Origin of the sequence: Nocardioides xinjiangensis (assembly GCF_017916385.1) — a bacterium.
Lineage (GTDB): Bacteria > Actinomycetota > Actinomycetes > Propionibacteriales > Nocardioidaceae > Nocardioides > Nocardioides xinjiangensis.
This window is the reverse complement of the sequence record NZ_JAFMSW010000001.1, coordinates 293896-315916: the sequence shown is the minus strand read 5'-3', so window position 1 is coordinate 315916 and position 22021 is coordinate 293896. Positions and strand designations below refer to the sequence as shown.

Genomic DNA, 22021 nt, shown 5'->3' with positions numbered 1-22021 from the left:
CGGCCCGGCCGCCGTACCCTTGTCGGGTGAGTGCCATCCCCACCCTCGAGCAGCTGCACGCGCTCGGACCGAAGCAGCAGCCGACCTACCCCGACGCGGGGGCGGTCGACGCCGCCGTGGCCCGGCTGAGGACTGCGCCGCCTCTCGTGTTCGCGGGCGAGTGCGACGACCTCACCGCCAAGATCGCCGCGGTCACGCGCGGCGAGGCGTTCCTGCTCCAGGGCGGTGACTGCGCCGAGACCTTCGCCGGCGTCACCGCCGACAACGTCCGCAACAAGCTGCGGGTGCTGCTCCAGATGGCCGTCGTGCTGACCTACGCCGCCTCGGTGCCGGTCGTGAAGCTCGGCCGCCTCGCGGGGCAGTACGCCAAGCCGCGCAGCTCCGACGAGGAGACCCGCGACGGCGTGACCCTGCCGGCGTACCGCGGCGACGCCGTCAACGGCTACGACTTCACGCCCGAGGCGCGCATCCCGGACCCGCAGCGGCTCGTGGAGGTCTACAACTCCTCGGCCGCGACGCTGAACCTCGTCCGCGCCTTCGTGACCGGCGGCTACGCCGACCTGCGCCAGGTGCACACCTGGAACACCGACTTCGTGCAGAGCTCGCCGTTCGGCCAGCGCTACGAGGCGATGGCCGACGAGATCGAGCGCGCGCTCACGTTCATGAAGGCCATCGGCGCCGACCCCGACGAGTTCCACCGCGTCGACTTCCACTCCAGCCACGAGGCGCTGCTGCTGGAGTACGAGCAGGCGCTCACCCGCATCGACTCGCGGACCGACCTGCCCTACAACGTGTCCGCGCACTTCGTGTGGATCGGCGAGCGCACCCGCCAGCTCGACGGCCCGCACGTCGAGCTCCTGTCGCGGATCAAGAACCCCATCGGCATCAAGCTGGGCCCGACCACGACGCCGGACGACGCTCTCGCCTACGCGGCGCGGCTCAACCCCGACAACACGCCGGGCCGGCTGACCTTCATCACCCGCTTCGGCGCCGGGAAGATCCGCGACGGCCTGCCGGCGCTCGTCGAGAAGGTCACCGCCGAGGGCCTCAACGTCGCCTGGGTGTGCGACCCGATGCACGGCAACACCTTCGAGGCGTCCTCCGGCTACAAGACCCGCCGCTTCGACGACGTCATCGACGAGGTGCAGGGCTTCTTCGACGTGCACCGCAGCCTGGGCACGTGGCCCGGCGGCGTCCACGTCGAGCTCACCGGCGACGACGTCACCGAGTGCGTCGGCGGCGGCGAGGAGATCGACGAGGTGGGCCTGGCCCATCGCTACGAGTCGGTCTGCGACCCGCGCCTCAACCGTGTGCAGTCGCTCGAGCTCGCGTTCCTCGTCGCCGAGATGCTGCGCAAGGCCTGACCTTCTGCCTCGTCCGGGCGGTGGGTGGTGCAGGTTCTGGCGGGCGAGAACCTGCCTCACGCACCGCTGGTGCGTGGGTTGTACGCCGGTCCGGCCGGGGCGGTGAGTGGTGCAGGTTCTGACCCGCGCAAACCTGCCTCACGCACCGCTGGTGGGTGCGTCGTACGCAGCGCCCGTCCGGGCGGTGAGTGGTGCAGGTTCTGGCGCACGAGAACGTGCCTCACGCACCGCTGGTGCGTGCGTTCTACGCAGCGCCCGTCCGGGCGGTGAGTGGTGCAGGTTCTGGCGGGCGAGAACCTGCCTCACGCACCGCTGGTGCGTGGGTTGTACGCCGGCCCGGCCGGGGCGGTGAGTGGTGCAGGTTCTGACCCGCGCAAACCTGCCTCAAGCACCGCTCGACGCCTCCGCGAGCGGTCCGGGTAGGTTCTGCGGGTGATCGACCTGCGCTCCGACACCCTCACCCGCCCGACCGACGCGATGCGCGAGGCGATGGCCCGCGCGGAGGTCGGCGACGACGTCTACGGCGAGGACCCGACCGTCGCGGCGCTCGAGGAGCGGGTGGCCGCGATGTTCGGGCACGAGGCGGCCCTGTTCACCCCGACCGGGTCGATGGCGAACGTCCTGGCCGTGGCGAGCCTCGTCGCCCCGGGCGAGGAGGTGCTGTGCGAGTCCTCGGCGCACATCGCCCGCGCCGAGCTCGGCGCCCACGGGGCGATCACCGGCCTCACCATGCGGACCTGGACGGGTCCGCGCGGGCAGGTCGACCTGACCGCGATCGACGCGATGCACGCGCCCGACATGGGCCCGTTCTTCGTGCGCACGGCTGCGGTGTCGGTCGAGAACACCCACAACTTCGCGGGCGGTGCGGTCCTGCCGGTCGACGACCTGCGCGCGCTGCGCGCGTGGGCGGACGACACCGGCACGCGGGTCCACCTCGACGGCGCCCGCATCTGGAACGCCCACGTGGCGACCGGGACGCCGTTCGCCGACTACGGCCGGATCGCCGACGTGCTCGCGGTGTGCCTGTCCAAGGGCCTCGGGGCCCCCGTCGGCTCACTGATGGTCGGCTCGGCCGACGCCATCGCCGAGGCGCGGGTACGGCGCAAGCGGATGGGCGGCGGGATGCGCCAGGTCGGCGTGCTCGCGGCGGCCGGGGCGTACGCCCTCGACCACCACGTCGAGCGGCTGGCCGACGACCACGCGCACGCCCGGCTCCTCGGCGAGGCGGTCGGGGTGGACCCGGCCGGTGTCGACACCAACATCGTCGTGGTCGAGCGTCCCGACGCCGCCGCCTTCGTGGCGGGGGCCGCCGAGGAGGGCGTCCGGATCGCCGCGGTGGGTCCTCGGACCGTACGCCTCGTGACGCACCTCGACGTGACGCGGGGCGACGCCGAGCGCGCCGCCGTCGTGCTCAGCCGGCTCGCCGCCCGGTGACGGAGACCTCGCTGATCGCGGTGTAGTCGCGGCCGAGGTCGCCGGTGCCGGGCGGCGTGACGGCGGTGAGCGTGAGGGTCAGGGCCGTGGTCTCCACCGGCGGCACCTGCAGTCGCTGCACCGCCGGACGTTGCACGAACGTCTGCTCCACGGTCGTGCCGTCGTCGAAGCCCCACGTCGCAGCGAGGATGCGGCGGTTGTTGAGGTACCAGTCGACACCCGCGACCTGCTTGGCGTAGCCGTTGATGATGCCCACGCGGGTGACGACGGCAGGCCGGGGGAGCGTGATGGTGACGGTCTGCCCGGTGGCGTCGCCGGGGACCCGCCACGCCGTGGCCGGGTCTCCGTCGCCCATCCGCGCGGCGCCGTAGGTCACCAGGGCGCCGTCGAGGTCGGTCGTCGGGAGAGCGGTGCCGGGCACCTCGAAGGTCGCACCCGGGACCAGCTCGCGCAGACGCCCGACGCCGGAGGCCGTCCCGGAGCCTTCGGCCCCGCCGCCCTCGCCGGCCCCGGTGGCCCGGGCGGGCTCCTGACCCGCGCCGCCTGCGTCGCCTCCGGAGGAGTCGGCGGCCTCCCCGCCGTCGGAGCCGAGGATCCGCAGCAGCACGACGACCAGGCCCACCAGCAGCACCGCGCCGCCCACCCAGGCGATCCAGGCACGACCGCGGATCGGGGCGTCGACGTCGGGGTCGTCGACCACCTCGTAGGGCAGCAGCTCCTCGCGTGGGTCCCACTCCCGGCGCGGCGGGCGGGATGCCGCAGCCGGACGCGAGGCCGGCGCAGCGGTCGGCGCAGCGGTCGGCTCGGGTCCGGGTGGAGGATCCGCTGGCTCGCGGGTGCCGGGCGGAGTGGACGGGGCCGACCGGCCGGACGGCGCGGCGCGGCCGGACGAGCGACCGGACGGCGCGAACCGGCCGGACGGGGCAGCCCCACCCGACCGGGCAGCCCGACCGGGCCGGGCAGCCCGACCGGACCGACCGGACCGACCGGGCCGGGCGGCAGGAGGGATGGGCGTGGGGTCAGCGGCCTGCACCGGCGGGGCGAGCGGCGGGTGCTCGGCGTCCCCGGGCGCCGGCCCCGCATCGGTCGAGGGCGCAGGTGCCGCCGGCGACGTGGGTGCGGGTGCGCCGATCGGGTGCCCGCAGTTGAGGCAGAACCGGCCCACGCCGAGCTCGGCCCCGCACGCCACGCACCTGTCCACGCAGCCACGATAGGGGCTCCGCCACGACCGCGCGGGGGAAGCGGCATCCGCGCCGGCTCACACGGCGATGTGCGCGACCTCGCCCTCGACCGGGCGCCGCGGCGCGAGCTCGACCGTCAGCATCGCGACGAGCACCATCGCGCCGCCGAGCAGCAGCCGCGTGGTGAGGTCCTCGCCGCCCAGCCAGACAGCGAAGAAGGAGGCGAACACCGGCTCCATGCTCATGATGATCGCGCTCCGGGTGGGCGTCAGGTGCGCCTGCGCCCAGGTCTGTCCGAGCAGTCCGAGGGCACCGACGACGACGGCCATGTAGGCCACGGACGCCCAGTCGCCGGCCCGGTCGGGCAGGACGATCCCGTCGTGCGCGGTCGCCAGGGTGCAGACGACGGCGATCACGATGATCTGCAGGATGGTCATCCCGACGGCGTCCTGGGCGGTCGACCACGCCCCGAGCCCGACGATGTGCAGCGCGTAGAGGACGGCGGAGGTCAGCGTGACGAGCTCGCCGTAGCCGATGCTGAAGCCGTCGAGCGCGAGCACGGCGAGCCCGGCCGTGGCCAGGGTGACCGCGACCCAGGTCACCGGCGGGATCCGGGTACGGAGGATCGCGGCGGCCAGGAGCGGCGTGCAGACGACGTACAGCCCGGTGACGAAGCCGCTGACGCTGGCCGGCGTGTGCGCCAGCCCGGCGGTCTGGAGGATCTGCGCCACCCCGTAGAGCGCGCCGAGGACCACCGCGTGCCGCCGCACCACCGGGGAGAGCCGGCCGAGCGCCCGCGGCGCCACCGCCACGAGCACGAGCGCGGCGATGCCGAACCGGACGGCCAGGAAGTCCAGCGTCGGCACGCGGTCGAGCAGGTCCTTGATCATGAAGAACGTCGACCCCCAGCACGCGGCCAGCGCGAGGAGGGCGGCGGACGCGAGCAGGGTCGTACGCCGGGTCTGCTCGCTGTGCACGGACGAAGGCTAGGACCTCAGATGAGGAACAGCGTGATCGTCGAGCCCTTCGCGACCTGCTCGCCCTGGCCCGGGTCCGAGCTGAAGACGAAGCCCAGTCCGAGGTAGTTCTCGGCCTCCTCGGTGCGGACCTCGAAGCCGAGGCCCTGGAGCAGGTCGGTGGCGGCCTCGACGCCCATGGCGCGCACCCGCGGCACCTCCACGAGCTCGGGGCCGAGCGAGACCACGAACGACACGGTGTCGCCGCGGAAGAGCGTGGTGCCGGCAGGGGGGTCCTGCGAGATGATCGCGCCCTCGGGGACGCTGTCGCTGTGCTCCTCGCCGGACACCGTCACGTCGAGGCGCCGCCCGAGTGCCGCCTCGGCGGCGTCGTAGGACCGGCCCGTCCAGTCCTCGACCTCGATGGGCCGGCGGCCCTTGCTGAGCACGAGGTCGATGCTGGCGCCCGGCTTGAGCGTGGTGCCGGCCGCGGGCCGGGAACGGATGACCTGCCCCTCCGGCACCGTCTCGCTCCAGCGACCGGTGCTCTCGCCGAACGCGAGGTTGGTCGCGGCGAGCGAGTCCTGCGCCTGGTCCTCCGTCTGCCCGCGCAGCTGCGGGACGTCGTAGCGCTCGGGCCCCAGGGAGAGCGTCAGCGTGACGGTGCCGCCGTCGAGCACATTGTCGCCTGGGCCGGGGTCGGTCCCGATGACGAGGCCGGGGGCCACGTTCTCCGAGTACGCCGGCTCGCCCGCCTCGGCCTGCAGGCCGGCGTCCTCCAGCGCGGCGTTCGCGGCGGACTCGTCCAGCCCCAGCACGGCGGGCGTGGTCGTGTAGCGCTCCCACCCGAACCAGTAGGCGCCGAGCCCGATGCCGGCGGCGAGCAGGACGGCCAGCACCAGCGCGACGGGTCCGCGGCGGGAACGTCGTCGCGCGGTCGTCGTCACCGGCGCCGCGGGCGTCGGCGTCCGGCCGGCCCCCGCACGCTCGCGGGCAGGGGTTGCGGGCGGAGCGGCCGGGGGGAGGGTCGTGCGCATCGGCTCGGTCACCGGACCGCCGACGGGCGCTGCGGCCGCGGGATGGCGTTCCAGCGCCGTCGTCCGGTCGGGACTGCCGTCGTCGACCAGGCCCGAGTCGCGGGGGTCGACCTCGGTCAGCAGCGCCAGCGCCCCGGCGTCGAAGGGCTCGGGGGTCGTGTCCTCGGCGGTCGCGTGCTCGGCCTCCTGCGCCACCGGCGCACGCCGGGGGAGCAGGTCGGCGGCCAGCTCCGGGTCGGACGCGAGGCCCTCGCGCAGTGCCTGCTGGACGCGGTGGAGGTGGTGCAACAGGACGGTGGCGTCGGCGGGACGCTGGTCGCGGTCGCGCGAGGTGGCGCGGGCGACGAGGGCGTCGACGTAGTCGGGGATGCCGGGCTCGAGGAGCGAGGGCATCGGCACGTCGTGGTGCACGTGGCGGTAGGCCACCTGGATCGGCGACTCGCCCTCGTGCGGCTTCGCGCCGGTCAGCAGCTCGTAGAGCACGACGCCTGCGGCGTACACGTCGGCGCGTGCGTCGGCCCGGCCGTCGACGACGAGCTCGGGGGCGAGGTAGGAGACGGTGCCGATGAGCACGCCGCCCGTCGCGGTGTGCTGGGTGTCGGCGCTGACCGCCTTGGCGAGACCGAAGTCGGCGACCTTCACCCGGCCGCCGTGGGCCTCGTCGGCGATGAGCACGTTCTCCGGCTTGACGTCGCGGTGCACCAGGCCGGCCCGGTGGGCCGCGGCCAGCGCCGAGACGACCGGCTCGAGCAAGGCCACGGCCCGCCCCGGGGGCATCGGCGACTCCTTGCGGACGACGTCGCGCAGCGTGTGGCCCGGGACGTGCTCCATCACGAGGAAGACGGTGTCGGTGCCGTCCGAGGTGTCGTCGCCTTGGTCGTACACCCCGACGACGTGGGGGTGGTTCAACCGGGCCGCCGCGCGGGCCTCGCGCACGAACCGCTGCGCGAAGTCCTGGTCGTCACCGAGACCCGGATGCATCACCTTGACGGCGACGGTGCGGTCGAGCCGGGTGTCGGTGGCCTCGTAGACGCTCGCCATGCCACCGCGCGCCACGCGGGCGAGGATCCGGTAGCGCCGATCGAGCAGCCGCCCGATCATGGGGTCGCCGGCAGCCCCTGACACGGCTGCGCGGGCGTGCTCGGGTGGCTCCACTGATCGACCTCCGTGCCGGACGGGGAACGAGCGGGGAAGGGTCCGGCCCGATCATCGTACGGAAGCAGCGCCGGCAGCCACGCTCAGGCGGCGCCCCGGCGTGGCGCCGGGTGAGCCCCAGCCCCGGCCCGGCGGCGCCGGTCAGCAGGCGCCGTTGAAGGTGCTGAGCTCGAGCTGGGGGGCCTTGATGGACCGCTCGTTGGGGGCGCGCATCGTCCAGTAGCGCATCCAGTCCATCTGCATCCGCGCCGGGTCCATGGTCGCGCCGTCCTTGGCGCGCAGCTCGAACTTCAGCTGCCGCGGCACGGGGTCGAGCGCCGCCTTGCGACGCTCGGTGTGGATGACGTGCGCGTCGACGAACCAGGAGACGTGGTCCTTCGCCACCTCCACGGCGTAGGTGTGCCACCGGTCGTTGCGGAGGTGGCGGCCGAGGAACCCGCGGTAGGAGCGGTCGGGCAGCGTGTGGACGTAGGACTTCACGGTGTTCGTGCCGAGGGTGAAGTTCTCGATGCCGATGTCGCGGCCGCCGCAGTGCTGGTCGCGGGTGCCCCCGGGGACGAGCTCGGTGACCACCTTGAACGGCTTGCCGCCCTCGACCCGGGACATCGTCCGTGCGCGCATCCGGATCTCCCAGCGGCCGTAGGTGTGGCCGGGCAGGTCCAGGGTGGCCGACACGCTGCCGCGCTTGGTGCTCATCAGCGTGAGCATGCCGTTCTGCGTGCGGACGACGCCGCGGCCGCGCTTCTTCCAGTACGCCGGCTTGGGGCCGATGAACTCCTGGCGGAACACCCCGTGCTGGTACCAGCCGAAGGTGTTGCCGGCGTGGACGGGGCCGGGAGCGCCGTCGTAGTGGTCGGCCGCCGCCGGGGCGACCACAGGCGAGAGCGTGAAAGCCATGAGGCCCACCAGGGCCGCGGCGAGGACGGACTTGAGGGGGTGCATCCAGGACACGCTACGGACCGGCCGCCGGGCCGACAACTCCGGCGGCGCGCGCGGGGACCGGCTCGACTCCCGGTGCCACCGCCCCCTCACCTAGGCTGCGGCCATGAGTGACGTCCCCCTTGCCGAGCGCGACCTCACCGCCCTCGTCCCCGAGTGGCTCGACTGGAACCAGGCCGCCGAGCGCCTCGGCGTGACGCCGGGCAAGGTGCGCACGATGATCCGCGACCACGAGCTCGCGGCAGCCGTCCCGGTGCCCGGCGCCGGCCCCAAGGTGCCCGCCGACTTCATCCAGGACGGCGTGGTGGTCAAGGGACTGCCCGGCCTGCTGACGCTGCTGCACGACCACCGGTTCGACGACCGCGAGTGCATCGCGTGGCTGTTCACCGACGACGACCTGCCGGGCCGTCCCATCGACGCGCTGCGCGAGAACCGCGGCAGCGAGGTCAAGCGCCGCGCCCAGGTGCTGGAGTACTGATGGCCGCCGCGGCGACGACCGGTCGTCAGCGCTACCGGCTGCTGGTGCTCCTCGCCGCGGCGGCCATCCTGCTGGCCTGGTTCTTCGTCCCCGTGGACCAGGACGACCCCCAGCCGAGCGGGGGCGGGGGCACGACGTCCGACTGGACGTCCGCGCCCTCGGACGGGCCCAGCCGGACCCGCACGCCGGTGCGGCAGGACACCGACCCTGCCAGCGGGCTACCGCTCGTCGACCTCGCCGACCTGCCCCCCGAGGCCGCGGAGACCGTCGACCTCATCGACGCCGGTGGACCCTTCCCGGAGCCCGATCACGACGGCGGCACCTTCCACAACCGCGAGGCCCTGCTCCCCGACCGGCCGTCGGGCTACTACCGGGAGTACACGGTGCCCACCCCGGGCTCCGACGACCGGGGCGCCCGGCGGATCGTCGCCGGGGAGGGCGGCGAGCTGTACTGGACCGACGACCACTACAGCTCGTTCTCGCGCATCGCGGGGGAGCCGTGAGCGGACTGGCGGCCGTCCTGGCGGGTCGCGAGGCACCGGGCATCCACCTGTGGCACGGCGCCTTCGACATGGCCGACGTACGCCACGCCGTGGAGCACGCCGGGTGGGCGTTCGGGTACGTCGACGGCTGGACGCGAGCCGACAGCAAGCCGGCGTTCCTCGCAGCGGTGGGCGAGGCGCTGGACTTCCCCGCCTGGTACGGCCGGAACTTCGACGCGCTCGCCGACTGCCTCCACGACATCGGCAGCGGCCGGGACGGGGTGGTCCTGCTGTGGGACGGCTGGGCCACCCTCGCCCGCGAGGACGAGCGGTCCTTCAGCATCGCGCTCAGCGTGCTCGGCTCACGGGTCAACGACGAGCGGGGCGTGCCCTTCACGGTGCTGCTGCGCGGGGAGGGCCCCACGGTGCCGGGCCTCACCAGCCTCGACTGAGCGGTGCCTCGCCACGCTCCGCCGCGGTGCGTCCCAGGGCGGTGGGTCCCACGACGGTGTCCCGGCTCAGACGGTCCGCTGTGTCGCTGCGGCCGCCAGCTCGACGAGCACGTCGCGCGCCCGGTCGTCGACGTCGGCCGCGCGCAGCGAGTCCACGGCCCGGTCGGTGAGCCGGCCGATGACGTCCTCGACCTGCGCCCGGGCGCCGGAGTCCTCGATGATGCCGCGCAGCTCGTCGACGTCGGCCGGACCCAGCGGCGTGCCGAGCGCCTCGTCGAGGCGGCGGGCGGCGGCCGGCGGTGCGGCGTCGAGCGCCAGCGCCACGAGCACCGTGCGCTTGCCCTCGACCAGGTCGTCGCCGGCCGGCTTGCCGGTCTCGTCGGGGTCGCCGAAGACCCCCAGCAGGTCGTCGCGCAGCTGGAAGGCCTCGCCCAGCGGCAGCCCGAAGCGCCGCAGCTGCTCGACCTGCACCGGCGTCGCCCCCGCGAGGCCTGCGCCGATGTGGAGCGGGCGCTCGATGGAGTACTTCGCGGACTTGTAGCGCAGCACCGTCATCGCGGTGTCGACGTCGGCGCGGCCGCGGGCCTGCACCGACACGTCGAGGAACTGCCCGGCGATCACCTCGCTGCGGCACTGCTCGAAGATCGCCAGGCCGGGGGCGACCTGCTCGACGCCGAAGCCGCTGGTGCGCAGGAGGTCCCCGGACCAGCCGAGCAGCAGGTCGCCGAGCAGGATCGCGGCGGCGGCGCCGTACTGCTCGGCGTCGCCGCGCCACCCGGCGCCGCGGTGCTCGGCCTCGAACGCCCGGTGCGTCGCCGGGCGACCGCGCCGGGTGTCGGAGGCGTCCATCAGGTCGTCGTGCACCAGGGCGCTGGCGTGCAGGACCTCCAGCGACGCGCACGCGCGGGCCAGCGCCGCCCCGGAGGAGGCGTCGGACCCCTCGGGGCGCACGGCGCGGTAGCCCCAGTGGCAGAAGGCCGCGCGGAAGCGCTTGCCCCCGCGCAGCGCCGTACGCGCCTCCGTGACGAGCCGCGCGGCGTCGGGCCCGAGCGGGCGCAGCTCGTCCGCGCGCTCGTCGAGGAACGCGTCGAGCACCTGCTGGACCCGGTCGCGGAAGTCGGCGGGGTCCCAGGTCGTCACGCGGGGCAGCCTAGCCAGTGGGACGGGCCGCGCAGCCACGGCGGTGCTCCGTAGGCTGGCGGCCATGACGACCGGACGCGGGCTGAGCATGCGCGAGCTCCTCGAGCGGGGGGAACGGTCCTTCTCCTTCGAGTTCTTCCCGCCCAAGGACGAGGCAGGCGAGGAGCAGCTCTGGCAGGCCATCACCGAGCTCGAGCCCTACCGGCCGACGTTCGTGTCGGTGACCTACGGCGCGGGAGGCACGACCCGGGACCGCACGGTCGCGATCACCGAGCGCATCGCCCGTGAGACCACCCTCCTGCCGGTCGCGCACCTCACGTGCGTCGGCCACACCACCGACGAGCTCTCCGCGATCCTCGACGACCTCAGCCGGGCGGGCGTGCGGCACGTGATGGCGTTGCGCGGCGACCCGCCGGGCGGGCCCGGGGCCGCCTGGACCCCCACCGCCGGTGGGCTCACCTACGCCAACGAGCTGGTCGCGCTGATCCGCCGGCGCGCGGACATGCGGATCGGCGTCGCGGCGTTCCCCGAGGGTCACGTCGACGCCACCGACCTCGACCACGACGCCCGGGTCCTCAAGGCCAAGTACGACGCGGGCGCCGAGTTCGCGGTCACCGAGATGGTGCTGCGCGCCTCCGACTACGTCGCGCTCGTCGAGCGGGCCGAGGCCGTCGGTGCGGACCTCCCGATCATCCCGGGCATCATGCCGATCCTGAACCTGCGCTCGATGGAGCGCATGGTGGAGCTCTCTCGGCGCCGGCTGCCCGAGGAGGTCACGGCACGTCTCGAGCCGCACGCCGACGACCCGCAGCGGCTGCGCGCCGAGGGCATCGCCATCGCGACCGAGCTGTGCCGCGCGCTGCTCGACGCCGGGGCGCCCGGGCTGCACTTCTACACGCTCAACCGGTCGAAGGCGACGCGTGAGATCTTCGCCAACCTGCGCATCACCGTCTGACCGGTCGTCCCACGGCGACCACCGGTGGCGGCCCGCGGCGACGGGTGGGGAGCGCACCTACCGACGTGCGGCGCGTCCGACCAGGTCGGCCACCAGCGCGGCGCTGAGGCCCGCGAACGGCAGGCCGGAGCCGGTGGTCGCATGGGCCCCCGCGGCGAGCACGCCACCCACGGGCGTGCGCGGACCGAGCCGGCTGCGGGCCGTGCGAGGGCCCTGCCAGAGCACCCCGTGCGGTGAGCCACCCCACTCCTCGACGAGCTCGCGGGGCGACCGGTCGACGCGCGTGACGACCCGGCTGCGCACGTCGAGCCCGTGCCGCGCGAGCGCCGTCAGCACGTCCTCGGCGATGCGGCCACGCGCCAGCACGGTCCAGGCCGCGCCGCCGGCCGGCGCGCGCCCTCCGGTGCGCACGACCAGGAGCGGGTCCCCGTGGAGCACCACCTCGTGCGGCAGGTCGGGCACCTCGCCCTCGAGCCCGACGTGGCACACCACCGGCGGCAGGGCGGGCATGGTGCGACGGACGTGGGGTGCCAGGGTCGGCAGGCGACGCGGGTCGATCGCCACCACGACCTGGTCGGCGTCCACCGCACCGCTCTCGGTCTGCACCGCCGCCACCTGGCCGCCGCGGACCACGAGGTCGGTGGCGGCCGTGCCGGTCAGCGTCGTCACCCCGCGCAGGGACAGCCGCTCGGCCATCGCGACGCCGAGCGCGGCGAGCCCGCCGGGGACCGTCCAGCAGCCGAAGCGCTGCTCGAGGTAGATTTCGACGCCGGCGAGGACCGGCACCTCGCGCAGGTCGTGGCCGTCCATGACCAGCCGGTGCCCGGCGACCAGCCGCAACCGCTCGTCGCGCAGGGCCCGGCGCAGCCGCCTGTGCAGCGACTCCCGGCGGCCGAGCAGCGCGACGAGCTCCCGGGGAGCGACGTCGTCGTCGAAGGGCCGCTCGAACCACTCCTTGCGCAGCAGCTCCCAGGTGTCGCCGTACGACGCGACGTGGTCCACCCACTGGCGGCCGAGCCCCGCGCCCAGAGTGTCGAACGCCTCGAGCTGGGCGGCTCGGGAGCCACCGGGCAGTCGGAGCACCGAGCCGTCGGCGAAGCGGTGCTCGCGCACGGGGTCGAGCGGACGGAGGTCGATCTCACGCTCGAGCGGCCGGCCGGACTTCCGGAACAGGTCGCGCACGACCGCGGGGAGCAGCGTGCTGGTCGGGCCGGCGTCCCAGGCGAAGCCGTCCTGCTCGACGGTCGACAGGGCGCCGCCCAGACGGTCGGAGCGCTCGAGGAGCGTCACGTCGTGCCCGAGCCGGGCCAGCCGGGCCGCCGCGGCCATCCCGCCGAACCCGCCGCCGACCACCACCACACGCGCCACGGAGGAACCCTAGGCGACTTGTCGGGCCGGCTCCCTCCGCCACCGCCGCCAGCCCCGGCGGACCAGCCGCCCGACCAGGAGCAGCACGACGAGGCCGAGCAGCAGGAGGACTCCCGCCACCGCGGCGGCCGCCTGGGGGTGCTCGAGGGAGAACCAGACCACGCCGAGCACCACCGCGTCCTCGGTGAGGCTGGCCAGCACGTTGGACGCCGGCTCCGGCGAGGCGTTGATCGCCAGGCGGCCGCCGGCCTTCGCGAGGTGGCTCAGCAGGGCGGTGCCGCCGCCGACGACGCCGAGCACGGCCTGGTCGAGCGACGAGGCGTCACCGGCGAGGAGGACCCCGATGACCGCGCCCGCCGTGGGCCGGATCGCCGTGGAGACCGCGTCCCACGTCGAGTCGACGTAGGGGATCTTGTCGGCGACGAACTCCATGGCGTAGAGGAAGCCGGCCGCCGCCAGGACGTCCCACCGGCCCAGCACGTCGGGGATGTCGGCGAACGGGCCCAGCCGGTCCGCGATGCCGAGCACGAGCACCACCAGGTAGGCGTTGACCCCGCTCGCCCAGCCGCTCGAGAAGGTCAGTGCCAGCGCGTCCATCGGTCCACCTCGCCCCACTCCCTCGCGTGCGTCGTCAGTCGACCTGCACCTCGACCGCGCCGGTCATCCGCACGAGCTCGTCGTAGGTGGTGGAGAACACCGCCGCCGGGTGCCCGGCGGCGGCCCACACCACCTCGTGCCAGCTCAGCCACGGGTCGATCCACGTGCGGATCGGGGCGGGGTGGTCGAGGGGGGAGACGCCACCGATCACCTGCCCCGTGTGCCGGCGCACGAAGTCGGGGTCGGCGCGCCTGAGCCGGGCCACGCCGATGCGCTCGGCGACGGCCGACGTGTCGACGCGGTGGGCGCCGGAGGTCAGGATCAGGACAGGCTCGCCGTCGGCGTCGAAGAGCAGGCTGTTGGCGATGGCGCCGACCTCGCACCCGAGCGCCGCCGCGGCGAGTGCCGCTGTGTGCGCGCTGTCGGGCAGGATGACCACGTCACCCGTGCCGCCGCGCCGGGCGAGGTCGCCTCGAAATGAGGTGATGGACGCGTGCTCCGTCGACATGATGCGAGCGTAGCGACGAACGACGACGAGTCTCAGGGGGATTCCAGATGGCGCGTGACCTGCCCGGGTCGGTGGTCAACAGCATGCGGGTGCTGGTCCTGATCGTGGCGACCGCGGCGGTGATCACGCTGCTGACCTGGCTCATGCGCGACGAGGTGATCCTCGGCTGGGCCGAGGGCAACCCGTCGGCCCAGGAGCTCCTCGCCCAGGGCGGCATCGAGCTGCTGCGGGACAGCCCGATCGTGCCCGGGTTCGTCGCGCTGTCGGTGGTGGCCTTCGTCGGCTTCGCCGCTCTCGTGCTGGTGCTCGGCTCGTTCTTCGTCGGCGGGCACGCCTGGACCCGGCCCGTGCTCACCGCCACGGCCGGCGTCGGGGTGCTGGTCGGCGTGGTGTGCCTGGACTCCCACCTCCCGTCGATCTTCGTCGTGCTCTCGGCGCTGGTGATCGTCGAGGGTCTCGTGCTCTCGTTCTTCCTCTGGCGGCGCGAGACCACGGACTACCTGCGACGGCACTGAGCGCCGGCGACAGGCGCCTCCTCGCGCGGCCTCCTCGCGCGCCCGTCTCGTCAGCCCGCCGTCGGCCCGCCCCCACGGCGGCCTTGACGCGGTGTCGGTCGCGGGTAGTACCGTTCTCGGTGTTCGAACAGATGTTCGATGCGACCCGGCGGCGGTGACCTCGACCCCCCTGCCGCCGGGTCGGCCCCGGGGTCGACGACTGTGCGAGGAGGCGCGATGAGGCAGTACGACGACCCCGTCGAGGTGCGACGTGGCGAGGCGGAGGACCCCGACCAGTTCCTGTGGCGGGGCCGGCTGTGGAAGGTGCGGGCCGTGGTCGCCCACTGGGTGGAGACCGGGCCGTGGTGGCAGGGGCGTCCCGAGGACCAGGGCGGCGGACCGGTCGCCGACCTCGTGGCCGAGCGCGAGCTGTGGCGGGTGGAGGCGGGCCGCGGCCTGCGCGCCGGCCAGGAGCAGGAGTCCTACGGCGTGTTCGACCTCTCCTTCGACTGGTCCGACGGGCGCTGGCAGCTCGTCGGCTGCCTGGACTGAGGGCGGTCGCCATGACCTCGTCGCGCAGTCCGCACCCCGCACCCCGTCCCGCGTCCCACCCTCCGTCCCACCCTCCGTCCCACCCGCACCTGCTCCCGGCCACCGCCCACTCCTACCTCCAGCGGTCGGCGACCTCGTTGCAGGAGTCCATCACCGCGCGCGACGTGCCGACCCGCTACGCCTGTGCCCACGTCGCCGCCCTGTGCGCGGCCGCCGCGCTGCTGGCGGCGCGGGCGCGCCCGGCGCCACGCGCGCGTCGGCAGAAGAACGCCTGGGTCCTGCTCGCCGAGGTCGCGCCGGAGCTCTCCGAGTGGGCGACGTTCTTCGCCGCGGGTGCCGCGAAGCGGGCTGCGGCCGAGGCGGGCTCGACCCGCGCGGTGACCGAGCGCGAGGCCGACGACCTCGTGCGCGACGCCGACCGGTTCCTGGCCGTGGTCGAGCAGGCGTTGGGCCTCGTCCCGCACGCCAGCGTGGCCTGAGGTGCCCGCCGACCCGTTCGTCCACCTGCACGTCGCCTCCGGCTTCTCGATGCAGTACGGCGCGTCCCACCCGCACGTCCTGGTGCAGCGCGCTGCCGAGCAGGGGATGGACACCCTCGCCCTCACCGACCGCGACGGCACCTACGGTGCGGTGAAGTTCGCCCGCGCAGCCGACCGGGCGGGCATCCGCCCCGTGCTGGGCGTCGACCTCGCGGTCGCGCCGACGCCCGGTCACAGGCTCCACCACGGTCCCGCGGGCGGTCCCGCGGGCGGTCCCGCGGGCGGTACGGGCCGCCGTCGCGCGCCGACGCGCGGCGGCCCGGCCCGCGACCTGTCGCTCGAGCAGGGCGGCAGTGCGCGGGTGACGTTCCTGGCCAGCGGCAGGTCCGGCTGGGCGGCGCTGTGCCGGATGGTCTCGGCCGTGCACCTCGCGGGGGAGCGCGGACGCCCTGTCGCCACCCTCGACGTGCTGGCTCCCCACCTGGCCGGGGGCGACGTGCTGGTGCTGCTCGGTCCGTCGTCGGAGGTCGGCGCGGCCGCCACCCGGCGCCGCGACGACCTCGCCGTGGCGGCGCTCGCGCCCTGGCGCGAGGTCGTGCCCGCGGAGAGCCTGCTCGTCGAGCTGGTCTCGCACCGTCTCGGCGCCCGGTACGGCGACTGGGGCCCGGGCACCTCCCCGCACGCCGCCCGGATGGCCGGCATCGCCCGCACCGCCGGGCTCGGCACGGTGCTGACCAACGTCGTGCGCTACGCCGACCGCCTCGACGCCCCGACGATCGACGTCCTCGACGCCGCGCGGCGGCTGGTCCCACTCGGTTCGGCGGGCCTGCGCGACATCGGCCCGGGCACGAGCCGCGGCAACGCCGAGGGCTTCCTCAAGTCCGGCAAGCAGATGCACGAGGTCGCCGAGGAGATCTGCCGGCTCGCCGGGACGGTCGGCAGCGAGCAGGCGGCGCGACGGCTGCTCGCACGCACCCGCGCCGTCGCCGACCGGTGCGCGCTGGACCCGAGGGCCGACCTCGGCATCGGCGAGGTGCACTTCCCCGAGCTCGACCTGTCCGACCCCTCGGCGCCGTCGGCCGCCGTGGCCCTCCGCCGCAGGTGCGAGGGGGCGATCGGACGGCGCTACGGCGACGCGCCCCGGGCGCGCATCTGGAAACGCCTCGACGACGAGCTCGAGACCATCGAGGTGCTGGGCTACGCGTCCTACTTCCTCACCGTCGCCGACGTCAGCGACCTCATCCGCGACATGGGCGTGCGGCGGGCCGCCCGCGGCTCGGGCGCCGGCAGTCTCGTCAACTACCTGCTCGGCATCTCCGGCGTCGACCCCATCCGCCACGGACTGCTCATGGAGCGGTTCCTCTCGCCGCTGCGAGCCTCGCTGCCCGACATCGACATCGACGTGGAGTCCGCCCGTCGCGAGGACGTCTACCGCGCGATCCTCGACCGGTTCGGCGGCGAGCGCTGCGTGTGCGTCTCGATGATGGACACCTACCGGGTGCGTCACGCGGTGCGCGACGTCGGCGCGGCGCTCGGCATGCCGCCGGGCGAGGTCGACGCCATCGCCAAGGCGTTCCCGCACGTCCGGGCGCGCGACGCCCGCGCGGCCCTGCGCGACCTGCCCGAGCTGCGCGCCAGCGGCCTCGACGACGGTGCGCTCGACCACTTCTTCGGTCTCGTCGAGCGGCTCGACGGCCTGCCCCGCCACATCGCGGTGCACCCCTGCGGCGTGCTGCTCTCCGACGCCACGCTGCTCGACCGCACCCCGGTCGAGGCCTCTTGGGCGGGCTTCCCGATGAGCCAGTTCGACAAGGACGACGTGGAGCAGCTCGGGCTGCTCAAGCTCGACGTCCTCGGGATCCGGATGCAGTCCGCGATGGCCCACGCCGTCGCCGAGGTGGAGCGCGTCGACGGGGTGCGCATCGATCTCGACGACGAGGCCCAGGTGCCCTTCGACGACGCCGCCACCTACGACCTCATCAGCAGCGCCAGGACCCTCGGCGTCTTCCAGATCGAGTCGCCCGGGCAGCGTGAGCTCGTGGGCAAGTCCGGGATCGAGACCTTCGACGACATCATCACCGACATCTCGCTGTTCCGACCGGGGCCGGTCAGGAGCGACATGATCACGCCCTACCTCGAGGTCAAGCACGGGTGGTCGCAGGCCCGCTACCTCCACGACGACCTGCGGCCCGTCCTGAGCGACACCCGGGGGGTGGTGGTGTTCCACGAGCAGGTCATCGAGATCATCGCCCTGTTCGGCGGCACGTCCTACGCCGAGGCCGACGAGAAGCGCCGGTCGCTCGGCGACGTCGACGGCATGGCCGCGACCAGGGCCTGGTTCGTCCCCCGCGCGCTCGGCCGCGGCTACGACCGGCCCGTGGTCGAGCAGGTCTGGGACGTCCTCGCGGCGTTCGCCTCGTTCGGCTTCTGCAAGGCCCATGCCGCCGCGTTCGCCCTCCCGACCTACCAGTCGGCCTGGCTCAAGGCGCACTGGCCTGCCCACTTCCTCGCCGGCGTGCTGACCCACGACCCCGGCATGTACCCCAAGCGCCTGATCCTCGACGACGCACGCCACTTCGGGGTGGGCGTGCTGGGGCTCGACGTCAACTCCAGCGCTGCGACCTACGTCGTGGAGCGCGGGGCGCACGGCGAGGGCCATGCCATCCGGCTCTCGCTCAGCGACGTCAAGGGCATCAGCGAGGCGGAGGTCGCACGCATCGTGCAGGCGCGCGGGGGCGGCCGCTACGCCTCGCTGTCCGACTTCTTCCACCGGGCACGCGTCTCGCGGCCGATCGTCGAGCGACTGGTGCTCGCGGGGGCCTTCGACGGCGTCTACGGCATCGGCGCGGGCGAGCAGTCGGTGCGGCGACGCGGCCGGGTGACGCGGCGCGACCTCCTGCTCCAGGCAGCCGAGCTCGACCTGCACGCCCGCTCGCTCGACCGTGCCGCACGGGCCCGGGGCCGCGGCCCCGCCGGCCGGCACGCGCCGCTGCCGGCCGCCAGCGCCGCCGTGGACGCCGCGGCGCGCAACAGCACCGACCCCGCGGTGCGCGGCGACGCGCCGCCGACCGAGCGGCACGCCCTGGCCGACGGCGGTGTCTGGGCACGCGCCGCCGCGCAGTCGCGCGCCGCCCGTCCGGTGACGGGCCCGGGCTCGGTCCAGCTGACCCTGCGGCTGGGTGACGAGCCGGGGCAGTCGGGTGAGCGTCCGACGGGGTTGCCCGAGATGTCGCCGCACGAACGCATGGCTGCCGAGCTGGAGATCCTCGGCCTCGACGTCAGCCAGCACGCCGTCACGGCCTACGAGCCGTTCCTCGAGGCGCTCGGCGTGACCCGCAGCCGCGACCTGCTGCGCCGACGCAGCCGCGCCGCGCTCCTCGTCGCAGGGGTGAAGGTCGCCACCCAGACCCCGCCGGTCAGGTCCGGGCGCCGGGTCGTGTTCCTGACCCTCGACGACGGCACGGGCCCGGTCGACGCGACGTTCTTCGAGGACGCCCAGGGCACGTGCGCCACGACGGTGTTCTCGTCGTGGCTGCTCCTCGTGCGCGGCGAGCTGCGCCGCACGGGACGGCGCGGCGTCTCGCTACGAGCCACCGGGGCGTGGGAGCTGCCGGCGCTGCACGCCATCTGGCAGCAGGCCCGGACGAGCGAGGAGGGCGTCTCGCTCGTCCGTGCCGAGCTGGCGACGACCCAGCAGCCAGCGGGTGACGCCCCGGCGGTGCGCCGGGTCCGGGTGCACAGCAGCGGCTCCCGGACGTCCCCGTACGCCGACGTCGAGCCCCCCGGCGACGCCCCCCGGGACGTCGCGCGGAAGCTGTCGTACCGCAGCCCCGGGAGCCTCGGATGACATCGCCGAGGACGCGCCGCGCCCAGCCACTAGGGTTGCCGACATGGCCCAGCCCTCCGCCAGCGACCGCCGCCAGTCCGTCCGCACCGGCGTGGCCTGGGAGGGCGTGCACCGGCTGCTCGAGTCCGGCGGTCCGGTGGACCGGCAGGCGCGCATCGTCGACGTCGGCGGCGGCACCGGCGGCTTCGCCGTGCCGCTGGCCGAGCTCGGCCACACCGTCCAGGTCATCGACCCCAGCCCCGACGCGCTGGCCTCCCTCGGCCGGCGCGCCCGCGAGCGCGGCGTCGCCGACCGGATCATCGGCCAGCAGGGCGACCTCTCCGACCTGCCGAGGCTGGTCGAGCAGGCCGACCTCGTGCTGTGCCACGGGGTTCTCGAGATGGTCGAGGATCCCGCGGCCTCCGTCGCGGCGATCGCCGACGTGCTGCGTCCCGGCGGGCACCTCAGCCTGCTCGTGGCCCAGCGGCACGCGGCCGTCGTCGCACGCGCGATGGCCGGTCACTTCCAGGCTGCCCGCGAGCTGCTCGACGGCGACCCGGTGCCGGCACCCGCGAGCCGGGGCGGTGGTCACCGGTTCACGCACGACGAGGTCGTCCACCTCCTCACCGGAGCCGGTCTCGAGCCGGTGTCCGTCCAGGCGGTGCGGGTGTTCGCCGACCTCGTGCCCGGCAGCCTGCTCGACCTGGAGCCGGGCGCGACCGCGGCCCTCGTCGAGCTCGAGCGGGCCGTCGCCACGCGCCCGGAGTACCTCCCCCTCGCTGCGCAGCTGCACGTCCTCGCGCGCCGCTGACCGGTCGGGCGTCGCCGGCCGCGGGAGAGGCGCTCCGCGATGACCGACGCCCGGGTCCTGACGCCGATCCTCCACGTCGACATGGACGCCTTCTACGCCTCGGTGGCGTTGCGGGAGCGTCCGGACCTCGTCGACCAGCCGGTGGTCGTCGGCGGCAGCGGGCGAGGGGTGGTGCTGGCCGCCAACTACGTCGCGCGCCGCTACGGGGTGCGTTCCGCCCTCCCGATGACCCGCGCCCGCCGGCTGTGCCCCCACGTCGTGGTGCTCGAGCCCGACTACGCCACCTTCTCCAGCGTCTCGGCCTCGGTGATGGAGACCTTCCGCGAGGTGACGCCGGTGGTCGAGGCGGTCTCGCTGGACGAGGCGTTCCTCGACGTCCGGGGATCCACGCGTCGGCTCGGCTCGCCGCGCGACATCGCCGAGCGGCTGCGCTCGACCATCCACGACGAGCAGGGCATCACCTGCTCGGTCGGTGCGGCGGCGTCGGTGTCGGTGGCCAAGGTGGCGAGCCGGCGCGCGAAGCCCGACGGCGTGGTCGTCGTGCCGCCGGCCGAGGTGAGCTCGTTCCTGCACCCGCTCGACGTCGGTGAGCTCTACGGCGTGGGGGAGAAGACGCAGGCCCTGCTCCACCGCTTCGGCCTGACGACCGTCGGCGACGTCGCCCACACCCCGCTGCGCACCCTGCAGCGTGCTGTGGGCGACCACCTCGGCCGCCACCTGCACGACCTGGCCTGGGGCACCGACCGCGGCGAGCTGGCACCGACGGCCGGGCCGCACGAGCCGGAGCGGTCGATGGGCGCGGACGAGACCTTCGCGCGCGACACCGACGACCGCGACGTGATCGTGCGCGAGCTGCTGCGCCTGTCGGCACGGGTCGCCGGACGGATGCGCGCGGCCGGCGTGTCCGGCCGGACGGTGACGCTCAAGGTGAGGTTCGCCGACTTCACCACGATCACGCGCTCGCGGACGCTGCCCGAGGCCACCGACGTCACGGTCGAGGTCCATCGCGCGGTGACGCGGCTCTACGACGCGCTCGGGCTGCAGCGAGCCCGGTTGCGGCTGGTCGGCGTCCGCGTCGAGCGCCTGGTGCCGCGCAGCACCGTGCAGCGTCAGCTCGTGCTCGGTGAGCCCGAGCGGGGCTGGGCCGAGGCGGACCGGGCCGTGGACCGGGCGACCCGACGGTTCGGCGCCGCTGCGGTCCGCCCGGGCAGCCTCGTCTGAGCGTCGGCCGAGCCGGACCCCTGCGTGGGGGTGGAAATTTCGGGCGACGCCTACCGTAGGGGCAGGAGCGTGCCTAGACTTGACGCAGAGGTAAGGAGGAAATCGTGGAGCTCTCCGAGGAAGAACTGCGACTGCTCGAGCAGATGGAGCGCGCCCTCGTCGAGGAGGACCCGAAGCTCGCCTCCACGCTCCGCGGCACCTCCTTCCAGCGCGCCGCCCGCCGGCGGATGATCATGGGTGGCGGCATCCTCCTCGCCGGCATCGGCCTGCTCGTCGTGGCCGTGCTGCTCGACCTCAGCGCCGTCCTCCAGACCGTGGTCGGCGTCCTCGGGTTCGTGGTGATGCTCGGCGGCGCGATCCTGGCGCTCACGTCTGCGCGCAGCCCCGGTCACTCCGCCCCGAAGGTGCGCGCCTCCGGCCGCACCGGCTTCGGCGTGGTCGACGGCGGTCGCCCGCACCGCCCCAGCCGCCAGCGCTCCGGCGCTCCCTTCATGGAGCGCATGGAGGAGCGGTGGCGTCGCCGCCGCGAGCGCGGCTTCTGACCTGACGGCCGGCGCCTTCGTCCGCTCGCAGCGGCGTGGCGTCCGATCGC

21 protein-coding genes are annotated in these 22021 nt (G+C 74.6%); 13 read left to right on the top strand and 8 right to left on the bottom strand.

Annotated features, from left to right (window positions below):
* Positions 1 to 26 precede the first annotated feature (26 nt).
* Complete coding sequence (locus tag J3P32_RS01520; RefSeq protein ID WP_210438106.1) at positions 27 to 1364, top strand: class II 3-deoxy-7-phosphoheptulonate synthase; 1338 nt, start codon at positions 27 to 29, stop codon at positions 1362 to 1364.
* A gap of 432 nt (positions 1365 to 1796) precedes the next feature.
* On the top strand, positions 1797 to 2798 hold the full coding sequence (locus J3P32_RS01515; RefSeq protein ID WP_210438105.1) for a threonine aldolase family protein: 1002 nt from the start codon (positions 1797 to 1799) through the stop codon (positions 2796 to 2798).
* On the opposite strand, the gene J3P32_RS01510 is transcribed toward J3P32_RS01515, so the two are convergent.
* The 4 genes from J3P32_RS01510 to J3P32_RS01495 all read right to left on the bottom strand — a co-directional run bounded on the left by J3P32_RS01510 (position 2776) and on the right by J3P32_RS01495 (position 8069).
* Positions 2776 to 3498 carry an NADase-type glycan-binding domain-containing protein gene (locus J3P32_RS01510; protein WP_210438103.1) on the bottom strand — a complete coding sequence of 241 codons (723 nt, stop codon included), beginning with the start codon at positions 3496 to 3498 and terminating at the stop codon, positions 2776 to 2778. The genes J3P32_RS01515 and J3P32_RS01510 overlap by 23 nt on opposite strands.
* A 558-nt stretch (positions 3499 to 4056) precedes the next feature.
* Positions 4057 to 4956 (bottom strand): DMT family transporter, encoded by a 900-nt coding sequence (locus J3P32_RS01505; RefSeq protein ID WP_307807639.1) that lies wholly within the window; start codon positions 4954 to 4956, stop codon positions 4057 to 4059.
* 17 nt (positions 4957 to 4973) lie between these two features.
* A complete protein-coding gene (gene pknB / locus J3P32_RS01500; protein WP_210438101.1) occupies positions 4974 to 7073 on the bottom strand; it encodes a Stk1 family PASTA domain-containing Ser/Thr kinase in 2100 nt (699 codons plus the stop codon).
* Between the two features lie 195 nt (positions 7074 to 7268).
* The gene (locus J3P32_RS01495) at positions 7269 to 8069 is read right to left on the bottom strand and encodes a glycoside hydrolase family 16 protein (protein WP_210438099.1); all 801 of its coding nucleotides are present in this window, start codon (positions 8067 to 8069) and stop codon (positions 7269 to 7271) included.
* A 103-nt stretch (positions 8070 to 8172) separates the two neighbouring features.
* Here J3P32_RS01495 and J3P32_RS01490 point away from each other — a divergent pair, with 103 nt between their 5' ends.
* The 3 genes from J3P32_RS01490 to J3P32_RS01480 are packed head-to-tail and all read left to right on the top strand — an operon-like array spanning position 8173 to position 9478.
* Positions 8173 to 8544, top strand: a complete 372-nt coding sequence (locus tag J3P32_RS01490; protein ID WP_210438097.1) for an Rv2175c family DNA-binding protein — start codon at positions 8173 to 8175, stop codon at positions 8542 to 8544.
* Positions 8544 to 9047: a ribonuclease domain-containing protein gene (locus J3P32_RS01485; RefSeq protein ID WP_210438095.1), complete on the top strand. Its 504-nt coding sequence runs from the start codon at positions 8544 to 8546 to the stop codon at positions 9045 to 9047. The genes J3P32_RS01490 and J3P32_RS01485 overlap by 1 nt, the downstream gene beginning before the upstream one ends.
* A complete protein-coding gene (locus J3P32_RS01480) occupies positions 9044 to 9478 on the top strand; it encodes a barstar family protein (protein ID WP_210438093.1) in 435 nt (144 codons plus the stop codon). Before J3P32_RS01485 ends, J3P32_RS01480 begins: the two co-directional genes overlap by 4 nt.
* Positions 9479 to 9544: 66 nt before the next feature.
* Here the strand turns inward: J3P32_RS01480 and J3P32_RS01475 are convergent, their stop codons facing one another.
* A complete protein-coding gene (locus J3P32_RS01475; protein WP_307861536.1) occupies positions 9545 to 10618 on the bottom strand; it encodes a polyprenyl synthetase family protein in 1074 nt (357 codons plus the stop codon).
* Between the two features lie 64 nt (positions 10619 to 10682).
* On the opposite strand from J3P32_RS01475, the gene metF reads away from it, so the two are divergent.
* The gene (gene metF / locus J3P32_RS01470) at positions 10683 to 11573 is read left to right on the top strand and encodes a methylenetetrahydrofolate reductase [NAD(P)H] (RefSeq protein ID WP_210438091.1); all 891 of its coding nucleotides are present in this window, start codon (positions 10683 to 10685) and stop codon (positions 11571 to 11573) included.
* A 57-nt stretch (positions 11574 to 11630) separates the two neighbouring features.
* Here metF and J3P32_RS01465 read toward each other — a convergent pair whose 3' ends face one another.
* The 3 genes from J3P32_RS01465 to J3P32_RS01455 are packed head-to-tail and all read right to left on the bottom strand — an operon-like array spanning position 11631 to position 14046.
* Positions 11631 to 12941 carry a phytoene desaturase family protein gene (locus J3P32_RS01465; RefSeq protein WP_210438089.1) on the bottom strand — a complete coding sequence of 437 codons (1311 nt, stop codon included), beginning with the start codon at positions 12939 to 12941 and terminating at the stop codon, positions 11631 to 11633.
* A gap of 9 nt (positions 12942 to 12950) precedes the next feature.
* The gene (locus tag J3P32_RS01460; protein ID WP_210438087.1) at positions 12951 to 13538 is read right to left on the bottom strand and encodes a DUF4126 domain-containing protein; all 588 of its coding nucleotides are present in this window, start codon (positions 13536 to 13538) and stop codon (positions 12951 to 12953) included.
* Positions 13539 to 13572: 34 nt separating this feature from the next.
* Positions 13573 to 14046, bottom strand: a complete 474-nt coding sequence (locus J3P32_RS01455) for a YbaK/EbsC family protein (RefSeq protein ID WP_210438085.1) — start codon at positions 14044 to 14046, stop codon at positions 13573 to 13575.
* A gap of 47 nt (positions 14047 to 14093) precedes the next feature.
* Between J3P32_RS01455 and J3P32_RS01450 the strand changes: the two genes are divergently transcribed.
* From J3P32_RS01450 to J3P32_RS01420, 7 genes are all read left to right on the top strand, one after another.
* Positions 14094 to 14561: a hypothetical protein gene (locus J3P32_RS01450; RefSeq protein WP_210438083.1), complete on the top strand. Its 468-nt coding sequence runs from the start codon at positions 14094 to 14096 to the stop codon at positions 14559 to 14561.
* Between the two features lie 216 nt (positions 14562 to 14777).
* Positions 14778 to 15092 carry a DUF6504 family protein gene (locus tag J3P32_RS01445; protein ID WP_210438081.1) on the top strand — a complete coding sequence of 105 codons (315 nt, stop codon included), beginning with the start codon at positions 14778 to 14780 and terminating at the stop codon, positions 15090 to 15092.
* Positions 15093 to 15103: 11 nt separating this feature from the next.
* Positions 15104 to 15571, top strand: a complete 468-nt coding sequence (locus J3P32_RS01440; protein ID WP_210438079.1) for an SAV_6107 family HEPN domain-containing protein — start codon at positions 15104 to 15106, stop codon at positions 15569 to 15571.
* A gap of 1 nt (position 15572) precedes the next feature.
* The gene (locus J3P32_RS01435) at positions 15573 to 19418 is read left to right on the top strand and encodes a DNA polymerase III subunit alpha (RefSeq protein ID WP_210438077.1); all 3846 of its coding nucleotides are present in this window, start codon (positions 15573 to 15575) and stop codon (positions 19416 to 19418) included.
* Positions 19419 to 19461: 43 nt separating this feature from the next.
* Positions 19462 to 20208, top strand: coding sequence for a methyltransferase domain-containing protein (locus J3P32_RS01430; RefSeq protein WP_210438076.1), 747 nt, complete (start codon positions 19462 to 19464; stop codon positions 20206 to 20208).
* Between the two features lie 39 nt (positions 20209 to 20247).
* Positions 20248 to 21429, top strand: coding sequence for a DNA polymerase IV (gene dinB / locus J3P32_RS01425; protein ID WP_210438074.1), 1182 nt, complete (start codon positions 20248 to 20250; stop codon positions 21427 to 21429).
* A 104-nt stretch (positions 21430 to 21533) separates the two neighbouring features.
* Positions 21534 to 21971, top strand: coding sequence for a DUF3040 domain-containing protein (locus tag J3P32_RS01420; RefSeq protein WP_210438067.1), 438 nt, complete (start codon positions 21534 to 21536; stop codon positions 21969 to 21971).
* Positions 21972 to 22021: the final 50 nt, after the last annotated feature.

What these genes read in the sequence shown, in the direction of transcription:
- pknB (WP_210438101.1), bottom strand. Translation starts at nt 7,073, where the DNA reads ATGATCGGGCGGCTGCTCGATCGGCGCTACCGGATCCTCGCCCGCGTG.
- J3P32_RS01495 (WP_210438099.1), bottom strand. Translation starts at nt 8,069, where the DNA reads ATGCACCCCCTCAAGTCCGTCCTCGCCGCGGCCCTGGTGGGCCTCATG.
- J3P32_RS01490 (WP_210438097.1), top strand. Translation starts at nt 8,173, where the DNA reads ATGAGTGACGTCCCCCTTGCCGAGCGCGACCTCACCGCCCTCGTCCCC.
- J3P32_RS01485 (WP_210438095.1), top strand. Translation starts at nt 8,544, where the DNA reads ATGGCCGCCGCGGCGACGACCGGTCGTCAGCGCTACCGGCTGCTGGTG.
- metF (WP_210438091.1), top strand. Translation starts at nt 10,683, where the DNA reads ATGACGACCGGACGCGGGCTGAGCATGCGCGAGCTCCTCGAGCGGGGG.
- J3P32_RS01460 (WP_210438087.1), bottom strand. Translation starts at nt 13,538, where the DNA reads ATGGACGCGCTGGCACTGACCTTCTCGAGCGGCTGGGCGAGCGGGGTC.
- J3P32_RS01455 (WP_210438085.1), bottom strand. Translation starts at nt 14,046, where the DNA reads ATGTCGACGGAGCACGCGTCCATCACCTCATTTCGAGGCGACCTCGCC.
- J3P32_RS01450 (WP_210438083.1), top strand. Translation starts at nt 14,094, where the DNA reads ATGGCGCGTGACCTGCCCGGGTCGGTGGTCAACAGCATGCGGGTGCTG.
- J3P32_RS01445 (WP_210438081.1), top strand. Translation starts at nt 14,778, where the DNA reads ATGAGGCAGTACGACGACCCCGTCGAGGTGCGACGTGGCGAGGCGGAG.
- J3P32_RS01440 (WP_210438079.1), top strand. Translation starts at nt 15,104, where the DNA reads ATGACCTCGTCGCGCAGTCCGCACCCCGCACCCCGTCCCGCGTCCCAC.
- J3P32_RS01430 (WP_210438076.1), top strand. Translation starts at nt 19,462, where the DNA reads ATGGCCCAGCCCTCCGCCAGCGACCGCCGCCAGTCCGTCCGCACCGGC.
- dinB (WP_210438074.1), top strand. Translation starts at nt 20,248, where the DNA reads ATGACCGACGCCCGGGTCCTGACGCCGATCCTCCACGTCGACATGGAC.